Genomic DNA, 10,624 nt, shown 5'->3' on the forward strand with positions numbered 1-10,624 from the left:
TGTTTTATTTTACGGGATTTCTTCGTTTTGAAACGCTCAAAAGCGCATAGATGTATGAGGTTATCTGGCATTAGAAATAATGAACTTTTTAGTACTATTTGCGGGCTTTATTTGACCCTTCGACTTGCTGACACACTTATCTCTCTGGGAATTATGAAAAAAAAATTAATAACACAATGTCTGCTGATGGCAGGCCTGATTGCGGCTATTCCACATGCTGCCGCATCGTATAATGGCTTTGATGCACGCAGCGCCGCGATGGGTAGCGTGGGCGTTGCCTCGGCACATTTTAGCGCCGCGCCGTTAGTCAACCCTGCGCTGCTTGCCACGTCCCGCAGCACGGATAAAGTGAGCCTGGTTGCGCCATCGCTTGGCGCGTATGCCAGCGACCCGGCAAATCTCATCGATGGTTTTGATAATGTCACCAGCGCCTGGGATAACCTGGAGAGCGCCATTGGCACCGGCAATGAAGCTGACGCCGCCGCAAAACTGGGGAATGTGGTTGCCGGTATTGCCGGTGAAAATGCCTCGGCAAATATTGGGCTCGCCATGATGTTAGCTATTCCAGATGAAACTCTGCCCATCGCGTTAACGATAAACAGTTGGGCGAAAGGTAATGCGCGTGCGTTAGTCAGCCAAAGCGACCTGGAATATCTGGAAGGCGTCGCCAACGGGACAATTATTCCGGTAGAAGAGGATCTGGATAAATTAACCTCCCGGGCGGAGGGGATGGCCGCGCTGGTGACGGAATATGGCGTCTCGCTGGCGCATCCGTTCACCATCGGCACTATGTCAGCGGGTGTGGGGATTACGCCAAAATTACAGCGTATCGAAACCTGGAATTATAATGTTGCTATCAATAATTATGACTCTTCTGATCTGCGCGACGGCAACTGGCAGCGCCAGACCATGAGTGCAAACATCGATGCCGGTTTTTTTGCCTCGCCAACGCCGGGCTGGATGATTGCGCTTTCGGCACAAAACCTCATCGAAAATCAGGTTAAAACCCGCGAAGTTAACGGTTATCAACCCGCTTTCGTCATTCGACCTCAGGTTACGGCAGGTACCGCCTGGCAGAGCGGGCGCATGACGCTGTCTGCCGATATCGACCTGACGCCGGTCAGTAATTTCCAGTATATCGATAAAAATCAGTATGCAGCGGTGGGCGGCGAGTTGCGCGCAACGGACTGGATGCAGCTACGTGCGGGCTATCGCCTCGATATGCGCGGTAACGATCGCCGCGTTGTGACCGGCGGCGTGGGGCTTTCCGCCGGGGAAGCGATGCAGTTTGACTTAACGGCAATCGCCGGGCGGGATCGCACTATCGGCGGCGTCGCGCAATTCACTTTCTATTTCTGATCTAAATTTCAGCAAATTGCCTTTTCACCGATAAGAAATAGTGGGGGATCTCTCCCCCCACTTTTCTCTTTTCGTAAGGCAAATAATGAAAAAACAATTTCAATACTCTCTGCTGCAACGCGCAATTCTTATTGCCACACTGGGCACTGTTCACGGCGCTTATGCCGATACGATTATCGAAAAAGATACCGTTATTGACGGCAGCTCTCCTGAAAATGAAAACTATCAGGTCTACGGCGGTGCGACGTTAACCGCTTCAGGGGCAAATGTCGGGTTCATTGATATTTCCTCCGGCCATTTAGCCATGAAGGGCGGGCTGATTAATGACTACCTGCAGGTGGGGTTCAACGGCACGGCGGATATCCAGGATGCGGCAATCAAAGTAGCTGTCCTGATGGGGGATACCCAGCTCAGCAAAACGGCCATTGAAACGCAGCTTATCCTGTCCGACGCCCATCTTTCCGCGACAGAAGTCAGTGCGCAACAGTTCGTCGCCTATAATGCGCAAAGCACTATTGCAAAAGGCCATTTCGATAACACCACCGATCCCTATAACACCCTCGGGGCCATTGTTACCTATAGCAGCGACACCTCATTGACGGAAAGCGTTATCCGCGGCAAGGAATCTGCATTCTATCTTGAAGGATTAGGCGACACGCGATATCAAACCCATCTGTCCCGCTCCAGCGTCTGGGCGCTTGAGGGGCCGGCGTTGCTGGTTGCCCGCGGTAAACATGATATCCGTCTGGAAAATGGCAGCAGCGCCGGTTCACAAACGGGTGAACTGCTGACGGCCAAAAACGGCAGCGATGTTGCCCTGACGCTCGACGCCAGCCAGGCGGCGGGTGATATCGTCGCGCAAGACTCCTCATTGGTTGACGTCGTGCTCACCCGTGGCAGTACCCTTTCCGGCGGCATGAGCAACGTAAATTCCCTCGCCATCGACGGCACCTCGCACTATGAAATGACGCGTGACTCCGATATCAACGCACTTTCTCTGACAGGCGGAACGGTGAAGTTTGCGACGGTAGAGCCTGGAACATTGACGGTCGGAACGCTCTCCGGCAACGGTCATTTCCTGATGAATATGGATACGGCAGGCTGGCAGGGCGATCTGCTGGATATTACCGGCAGCGCGAGCGGAGAACACACTCTGCATCTGGCGGCAAGCGGGCGCGAAGCCGGGAGCAGCGATGCGCTGACGCTGGTACGCACCGGCGGCGGTGATGCTGAATTTGTCCTCAATGGCGGACGCCTTGACCTTGGCGCCTGGCAGCATGAACTGGTGCGCAATGGTAATCAGTGGGAACTGGTTCAGGCTGCGGGTTCAACATCGGCCTCCACCGACGCGATGCTCTCCATGGCTTCTGCGCCGCAGTTTATGCATGAAGGCGAGCTAAACGTACTGCGTGCGCGTCTTGATAACAGCCGCGCCGGGCAGCAGTCGGGTATGTGGGGAAGCGTGCTGTATAACCGCAGTGACGTTGATGGCGCCTGGGGCTCCGCCTACCGACTGGAGCAGAACGGTATGATGCTGGGCGGCGACAAGGTTACGGAGCTGAACGCGGGCGCGTTGACGACCGGCGCCTATTTGAGCCAGTCGACCGGCCAGCTTAAACATGCTCGCGGTGGAAAGAGTCGCGTAACCAGCTACGGCGGCGGCCTGTACGCTACGCTGAATGCGGATAACGGCTGGTATGCCAGCGGTTCAGCGCAGATTAACCATTTTGACAACAAAATGAGCGCGCGTATGAGCGACGGCGGCACGGCGCGGGCAGACTGGAACAGTTGGGGTTACGGTCTGGGGCTGGAAGCGGGTCGCCAAATCGCGCTGAACGATGCCACGCAACTGACGCCATTTGCCGGCCTCAACGGCTGGCTGACCCCGTCTGAGCACGTCAAACTGAATAACGGCATGACGGCGGAAACCGGTGACGGGCGTTCCGTTCAGGCGCAAGCGGGTATTCGGGTGAATACCAACCTCAGCGTGGCGGATATGCGGGTTACGCCATACGTAACGGCTTCTCTCAGCCAGGCGCTGGTGAAAAATGGCAGCACGCGAATCAACGATACCTATGACTTTACCAATGACTTTACCGGCACTGGCGGCAAGGTGTCGGGCGGTATCAGCGTGAATATCACGCCGTCAACGAGCGTATGGGTCGATGCGAGCTATGCGAAAAGTGAGCACACGGAGTCGCCCATTATCGGCAATGTTGGCCTGCGGATAGATTTCTAAGGGGAACAGGTGCTTTACCGGTTTGCCGGTAAAGCACGCTTTCAACGAAGGTGACGGTAACTGATTGTGAGCTGATTTCTCAGGATGGTCATCGGGGAGTCGAGTCGACCGCCCCCCATCGAGTGGTACTCAAAACGAAAAGGCCCGGCCGCCGGAAAGCCCGCAGGCAGCGGCATTTCACCATTGAACCCCGGTAACGGCAGGCAGCGCGTGGCGCTGCACAGTCGAATGCGAAACCCGTCAGGGGTATAACCTGTGGTGGCGATTGCCCAATACACCCGCGATGCCACCGCCCCGGAAGGCAGAGGGGAGGGGCTTTGCACGGGTTTGCTTTTCAGAACCTGCTTCCCGTGCGTCAATGTGCCGCCGAAGCTGTGATTGCTCCAGGAGCCATCAGCCGCAAGCGACAGAGGCGAGACCAGCAGCAGCCCCGCCAGCCATTTTCTCATCATGCTTTTCCTCCAATCAGATAGGTCATACGCACGTTCCGTGGGGTATTCAGCTCCTGGCTGGACAACACCGCCAGTTGCGGGAAGATGCGGCGCAAATAGCGCGACAGCATCAGACGCAGAGCCGGGTTGACCAGCAGCACCGGCGGCGCGCCTAAACCTTCCTGGTGCTGTAGCGCCAGTTCAGTCTGTTTCATCAGGTTTTCCGCAATGCCCGGTTCAATCGCGCTGCCGCTCTGGGTTGCCTGCACCAGCAGTTGCTCCAGGGAGAGATCCAGGCCAATCAACTGAATATCGTCGTCACCCGGGAACCACTGCTGAGTGATGGCACGGGAAAGACGTGCGCGCACGCGAGTCGTCAGTTCATCGGCGTCGCTCTGGGCGGTGGCGAACTCTGCCAGGGTGTCAATAATGGTGCGCATATCGCGGATCGGTACGCGCTCGGACAGCAGATTTTGCAGAACCTTGTGCAGCGTCGTGAGGCTAATCACCGCCGGGATTAAATCTTCAACCAGTTTCGGCGACTGTTTGGTCAGTTGATCCAGCAACTGTTGCGCTTCCTGGCGACCGAACAGTTCGTCGGTGTGGGTGCTGATGAGATGATTCAGATGCGTCGCTACCACAGAACTGGGGTCAACAACCGTGTAGCCCAGCGTTTGCGCCAGTTCACGATGCACTTCGTCAATCCACAGCGCAGGCAAACCAAAGGTAGGTTCCGTACAAGGCGTGCCGGGAACCTCGCCCTCCGCGCAGCCGGGGTTAATCGCCATCCAGCGGTCGGGCTGCACTTCGCCCTGGCCGATACTGACGCCCTTAAGCAGAATGCGGTAGTGCGTGGGCGCCATCTCCAGGTTGTCGCGAATATGTACGGCAGGAGGGAGGAACCCCATCTGCTGGGCGAATTTTTTGCGGATGCCGCGGATACGCGTCAGCAACTGGCCCTGTTGTTCCTGATCCACCATTGGGATCAGGCGATAACCCACTTCCAGCCCCAGCGTATCTTCCATATGAACGTCAGACCAGGTCGCTTCATTCACCTGCGCCATTTCAGCTTCATCCATGGCGGAATCAGCCTGGACGCTGCCCGGTTTTTTCGTTTCGCCTTCGCGCCCGCGCAGCCACCAGGCAATCCCCAGCAGCACGGTGGTAAACAGCAGGAAGACAAAGTTCGGCATACCGGGGATCAGCCCCAGCAGGCCGATGACGCCCGCCGCCAGCACTATGACGCGCGGAGAGGTAAACAACTGGCCGACCATCTGCTCGCCGACGTCCTGATCGTTGGCGACGCGGGTGACAACCACACCTGCCGCCGTCGAGATAACCAAACCGGGGATCTGAGCGACCAGGCCATCGCCGATGGTGAGCAGGGTATAGGTTTCACCCGCCACGCCCGCCGACATGTCGTGCTGCATCACGCCAATCACCAGCCCGCCAATAATATTGATAGCCATGATAAGCAACCCGGCGATGGCATCGCCGCGAACAAACTTACTCGCACCGTCCATTGAGCCGTAAAAGTCCGCCTCCTGCGTCACCTCTTTACGGCGGCGCTTCGCTTCTTCTTCGCCAATCAGTCCGGCGTTGAGGTCAGCGTCGATGGCCATTTGCTTGCCCGGCATCCCGTCGAGAGAGAAGCGAGCGCCCACTTCGGCGATACGTCCGGCACCCTTGGTGATAACCATAAAGTTGATGATGATCAGAATGACAAACACAATGATACCGATGGCGAAGTTACCGCCGACCAGGAAATGACCAAAGGCTTCAACCACCTGACCTGCCGCTTCGGAACCCGTATGGCCGTTCATCAGGATCACACGCGTCGAGGCGACGTTCAGCGCCAGCCGCAGCAGGGTAGAAAACAGCAGCACCGTCGGGAACGCGGAAAACTCCAGCGTGTTCTGGGTAAACATGGCGACCAGCAAAATCATGATCGACAGGACGATGTTGAAGGTAAACAGCAGATCCAGCACGAAGGTCGGCAGCGGCAGGATCATCATCGCAAGGATGGTCATGATCAGCACCGGGCCGGCCAGTACCTGCCACTGGGTTTCCTTCATGTTGGGTAATCGTAACTTGGTGGCGATATTAGCCATCACTCTTTACTCTCTTGTGCAATATCCATCCCCGCCGGAACGGGAAGGTCTTTAGGTGTCAGCGGACGTGAGCCGTAGCCCTTACGCCAGCGCTTAAGGCCATAAACCCAGGCCAGTACTTCCGCAACCGCGCTGTAGAGTTCGGCGGGGACGGGGGTGCCTGGTTCACAATGGCGGTACAGGGCGCGCGCCAGCGGCGGCGCCTCAAGCATCGGAACCCGATTTTCTTCGGCCAGTTCGCGGATGCGCAGCGCAATGAGCCCGCTGCCGCTGGCCACAACCAGAGGGGCGCCCATTGCGCCTTCCTGATACTTCAGGGCGACCGAATAGTGGGTCGGGTTATTCACCACCACGTCGGCGGTGGGGACGTCGCCCATCATTCGCCGCTGCGCCATCTGACGCTGCAGTTGGCGGACGCGGCTTTTAATCTGCGGGTCGCCTTCCTGATTTTTGTATTCGTCCTTGATCTCTTTCATGCTCATGCGCAGCTTTTTAAAGTTGCTCCAGAGCTGGTAAACCACGTCGAACGCCACCATCGGAATGAGCGATAAAATAATGACCAGCATGCAGCCCGTCAGCAGCACGGCGATATCGCCCAGCGCCATGCGCAGCGGCTCGAACACCAGGTTGATAAACCGATCTTTGTTGAACCACAAAAACAGCCCGCCCCCGATGCCCGCCAGCAAAATTTTCAGAATGCTCTTCACCATCTCCGACACCATTTGCCCGGAGACCAGGCGCTTGAGGCCGCTCAATGGATTGAGCTTCTTCAGGTTAAATTTGATCGCTTTGGCGCTGATATTCAGGCCGCCAATAATGGACGGCGTGGCGACTGCGGTAATGAACAGCCCGCCGACAAAGGGCAGGATCGCCATAAATGCGAGGCCCAACAGTGACCCGGCATGGTGCAGCATCTGCTGCGGGTCGCTGACTAACAGTCGGTCGAAGGTCAAACCGTTGTGCAGCAGATGCTGCAACTGTTTTGCCAGATAACCCCCGGCCACCATCATCAATCCCCAGCCGGCCAGCAGCATGGAGAGGCTCGTCAGCTCACGCGATCGGGGAACCTGTCCCTCTTCTCGCGCTTTTTGCTTTCGGTGGGGTGTGGGGTCTTCTGTTTTTTCGCTATCGTTTTGTTCTGACATGGCATTCGCCCGGCTTTATCAGAAGCCGAGTGACTCCAGCAGATCGTCCACCTGCTCCTGAGAGGCGACAATCCCTTCGGCGCGGGTATCGATCTGCGGGCCGTTTTTCAGGTGCGCGTCGTTGTCTTTGGTATCGGCGTCGCGCTCGCTCATGTTTTCAACCAGCACGCTGATAAGCTCTTTTTCTACCGTCTCGATAACGTGCATCAGGCTTTGCAGCACCTGGCCGGTCAGATCCTGGAAATCCTGCGCCATCATGATTTCGGTTAACTGGCGATTGGTCTGCTGAGTGACGTTCGGCACGTCGTGCAGAAAGGCACGCGTCGCTTTCACCAGTTCGCGGGCGTCATCGAGAGGCTGTGGCTCCTGGAACCAGGCATCCCAGCGCGTGCTCAATGCGCTGGCGTTTTCGCTCAGGCCTTCCTGAAGCGGGCGCGCAACTTCGACGCTGGTCAGCGCACGATCGGCAGCCTGTGAGGTTTTGCCGACCACATAGTTCAGGCGATCGCGGGTATTCGGAAAGGCATCCGCCACTTCCATAATCGCCTGTTCCAGGCCCAGGTTGGCCATGCTGTCACGTAACAGACGCGTCAGTTGCCCGATGCGTACAAAGATCTCTTTGGCGTTATCCGCCTGCATGTTTAACGGGGAGTTCATAAGCGTTACCCGAGTTTTTCAAAAATTTTGCCCAGCTTTTCTTCCAGCGTCGCGGCAGTGAAAGGCTTGACGATGTAACCATTCGCCCCAGCCTGTGCGGCGGCGATGATGTTCTCTTTCTTCGCTTCGGCCGTCACCATCAGTACCGGGAGCTTTGCCATCGCGGCTTCGCTGCGAATGGTTTTCAGCAGTTGCAGGCCATCCATATTCGGCATGTTCCAGTCGCTGACCACGAAATCGAATTTGCTTTCGCGCAGCTTGTTGAAGGCATCCTGGCCATCTTCGGCTTCATCGATGTGCTTGTAGCCCAGATCCTGCAGCAGGTTTCGTACAATGCGTCGCATGGTGGCGAAATCGTCCACCACCAGAAAACGCAGATTTTTATCCGACATGAGAAAGTCTCCTTAACGTCGTGAGTCGGTTTTAGGTGAGTTTTTATAGTTAAAGCTGTTCAGCAGGCATTGGCTTATATCGTCAAGGTCGACCACTTTTTTCGCCGCATCGAGCGCAATGGCCTCCCGCGGCATGCCGAAGACCACGCAGGTCGCTTCGCTCTGGGCGAGCGTAAATGCGCCGGTCTGCCGCAGATGTAACAGGCCACGCGCGCCGTCGCTGCCCATTCCGGTCAGGATGGCGGCGCTGGCGTGTTTCCCGGCCTGGCGAGCCACTGAATCGAAAAGCACATCGACGGACGGGCGGTGACGGTTCACCGGCGGCGCGTCGCTGAGTCTTATCCGGTAGCCGTTGTCCTGGCTGAAGATTTCCATATGGCGATCGCCAGGCGCTATCAGGGCGGTGCCCGGCAGAACCGGTTCGCCATCCTGGGCTTCGCGCACGGCTATCTGACACAGGGAGTCGAGACGCTGTGAGAAAGAGTGGGTGAAGCCCGCCGGCATATGCTGGGCGATGACAATCCCCGGCGTGCTGACGGGCAGCGGCGTCAATACCCGCCGCAGCGCCTCCGTACCGCCCGTTGAAGAGCCAATGGCGATGATGCTCTGCTGGCGGACGGTAATACCGGAGAGGATAGGCCTGTCGCCCGGGTTGCGTGGCGTCAATCTTGCCCGTGCGGCGACCTGGATTTTCTCCACAACCTGCTGACGCCAGGATTCGAGATTGTCTGACCCGCGATGCTCTGGTTTAGGCAGGAAATCCACCGCGCCCAGTTCCAGCGCGGCCATGGTCGCTTTTGAACCGCGCGTGGTCAGGGAGGAGATCATAATGACCGGCATAGGGCGCAGGCGCATCAGGCGAGAGAGAAACTCCAGCCCGTCCATGCGCGGCATATCGATATCCAGCGTCAGCACGTCCGGATTAAGCTGTTTGATCAGCTCACGCGCGATGAATGCGTCCGGGGCTGTCCCCACCATTTCCATATCTGGCTGCTGATCGACCACCGCGCTGAGCATGTTACGCATCAGCGCTGAATCATCGACTGCCAGCACGCGAATCGGGTTCACCGTGTTGTCTCCGTCAGTTCATAGACCGACTGACCACGCAGGCGCAGCGGAATATGTGAATAATTAAAATGTTCCGAATGGCCAACAAACAGCAAACCGCCCGGCTTTAGCAGGCGCGAAAAGCGTTGCAACAGCCGCTGCTGGGTTGGCGCGTCAAAGTAGATCATGACGTTACGGCAAAAAATGGCGTCGAACGGCGCTGGCACTGACCACTTCTCATCCAGCAGGTTCAGGTGCTGATAGTGGATCGCGGATAACAATTCGCGACGGGCTTTCACCGATTCGCTGTTATCACCGGTGCCGCGCAGAAAATAGCGGCGCTTTTGCGCAAGCGTCAGCGACTCCAGATCGCTCAGGCGGTACACGCCAGCTTCCGCTTTGGCCAGCACATTGGTGTCAATGTCCGATGCCCAAACGCGCGGCCCGGCAACCGATGCGCCCAGCACTTCGTCCAGCGTCATCGCGATGGAGCAGGGCTCTTCGCCCGTCGATGCCGCCGTGCACCAGACGCGATAGCCGCTGCCGCGCAGACGAGCATGTTCCGCGAGCACCGGAAAGTGGTAAGACTCGCGAAAGAAAGAGGTCAGGTTGGTCGTCAGGGCGTTAATAAAGTTCTGCCATTCCGGATGTTCAGAATGCGACTCCAGCAGATCGATATATTCGCTAAAGCGGGTAAAGGCCAGCGAGCGCACACGGCGAGAGAGACGATTAAAAATCATCTCTCGCTTCTGATCATTGACGACAATTCCCGCACGTTTATAAATTAATTTCCCGACCCGCTGTAATTCGCTGTCGGTCAAAGAAAGTGTATGCTGAGATTTGCGTGCAGAAATGCTATTAATTTCACTCATTGAAAGAGGGAGACCTTAAACAGGAGTATTCATTATTTCCTGGTAAGCGCCGATCATTTTATTACGGGCCTGCATACCAAAACTAAATGAAATTGAGGATTTCTGCATCGCCAGCATGACATCGTTCAGACCAATATCACTGCTGCCGGACATCCACTGCTGGGTCTTTTCTTTCGACTCAACCTGTGTTTTATTTATTTCGTTAATACTATTAAGTAACGCATCGGAAAATGAGAGGCCGTCGCTGCGAGACGTATGCAGCCGGTTAGACGGGCCGCTGACCTGTTGCGCCTGAGTCTGTATTTGCTCAATGACGCCACGCATTAATGTCGCTGACATTTTTAGTATTCCTGTTAATGAGATAAAAACCG

General features: G+C 56.5%; 10 protein-coding genes. 2 read left to right on the forward strand and 8 right to left on the reverse strand.

The genetic code is table 11. From position 1 onward, the window contains the following. The first annotated feature begins 153 nt into the window (after positions 1-153). Positions 154-1,359: a conjugal transfer protein TraF gene (locus VSR74_RS18850; RefSeq protein ID WP_347796133.1), complete on the forward strand. Its 1,206-nt coding sequence runs from the start codon at positions 154-156 to the stop codon at positions 1,357-1,359. Between the two features lie 85 nt (positions 1,360-1,444). Beyond that, positions 1,445-3,598, forward strand: a complete 2,154-nt coding sequence (locus VSR74_RS18855; RefSeq protein WP_347796134.1) for an autotransporter outer membrane beta-barrel domain-containing protein — start codon at positions 1,445-1,447, stop codon at positions 3,596-3,598. 41 nt (positions 3,599-3,639) lie between these two features. On the opposite strand, the gene VSR74_RS18860 is transcribed toward VSR74_RS18855, so the two are convergent. The 8 genes from VSR74_RS18860 to fliE are packed head-to-tail and all read right to left on the reverse strand — an operon-like array spanning position 3,640 to position 10,592. Then, positions 3,640-4,050 carry a flagellar protein FlhE gene (locus VSR74_RS18860; protein WP_347796135.1) on the reverse strand — a complete coding sequence of 137 codons (411 nt, stop codon included), beginning with the start codon at positions 4,048-4,050 and terminating at the stop codon, positions 3,640-3,642. Next, on the reverse strand, positions 4,047-6,140 hold the full coding sequence (gene flhA / locus VSR74_RS18865; RefSeq protein ID WP_347796136.1) for a flagellar biosynthesis protein FlhA: 2,094 nt from the start codon (positions 6,138-6,140) through the stop codon (positions 4,047-4,049). Before flhA ends, VSR74_RS18860 begins: the two co-directional genes overlap by 4 nt. After that, positions 6,140-7,285: a flagellar biosynthesis protein FlhB gene (gene flhB, locus VSR74_RS18870; protein ID WP_347796137.1), complete on the reverse strand. Its 1,146-nt coding sequence runs from the start codon at positions 7,283-7,285 to the stop codon at positions 6,140-6,142. The genes flhA and flhB overlap by 1 nt, the downstream gene beginning before the upstream one ends. An 18-nt stretch (positions 7,286-7,303) precedes the next feature. Then, the gene (gene cheZ, locus VSR74_RS18875; RefSeq protein WP_347796138.1) at positions 7,304-7,942 is read right to left on the reverse strand and encodes a protein phosphatase CheZ; all 639 of its coding nucleotides are present in this window, start codon (positions 7,940-7,942) and stop codon (positions 7,304-7,306) included. A 5-nt stretch (positions 7,943-7,947) separates the two neighbouring features. Next, a complete protein-coding gene (gene cheY / locus VSR74_RS18880) occupies positions 7,948-8,334 on the reverse strand; it encodes a chemotaxis response regulator CheY (protein WP_347796139.1) in 387 nt (128 codons plus the stop codon). Positions 8,335-8,346: 12 nt separating this feature from the next. Beyond that, entirely contained in the window at positions 8,347-9,402 is a 1,056-nt protein-coding gene (locus VSR74_RS18885) for a protein-glutamate methylesterase/protein-glutamine glutaminase (RefSeq protein WP_347796140.1), read from the reverse strand. After that, entirely contained in the window at positions 9,399-10,253 is an 855-nt protein-coding gene (locus VSR74_RS18890) for a CheR family methyltransferase (RefSeq protein ID WP_347796141.1), read from the reverse strand. The genes VSR74_RS18885 and VSR74_RS18890 overlap by 4 nt, the downstream gene beginning before the upstream one ends. 15 nt (positions 10,254-10,268) lie before the next feature. After that, positions 10,269-10,592, reverse strand: coding sequence for a flagellar hook-basal body complex protein FliE (gene fliE / locus VSR74_RS18895; protein ID WP_347796142.1), 324 nt, complete (start codon positions 10,590-10,592; stop codon positions 10,269-10,271). Between the last annotated feature and the right edge of the window lie 32 nt (positions 10,593-10,624).

This window comes from Pseudocitrobacter cyperus, from assembly GCF_039889165.1.
GTDB classification, from domain to species: domain Bacteria; phylum Pseudomonadota; class Gammaproteobacteria; order Enterobacterales; family Enterobacteriaceae; genus Pseudocitrobacter; species Pseudocitrobacter cyperus.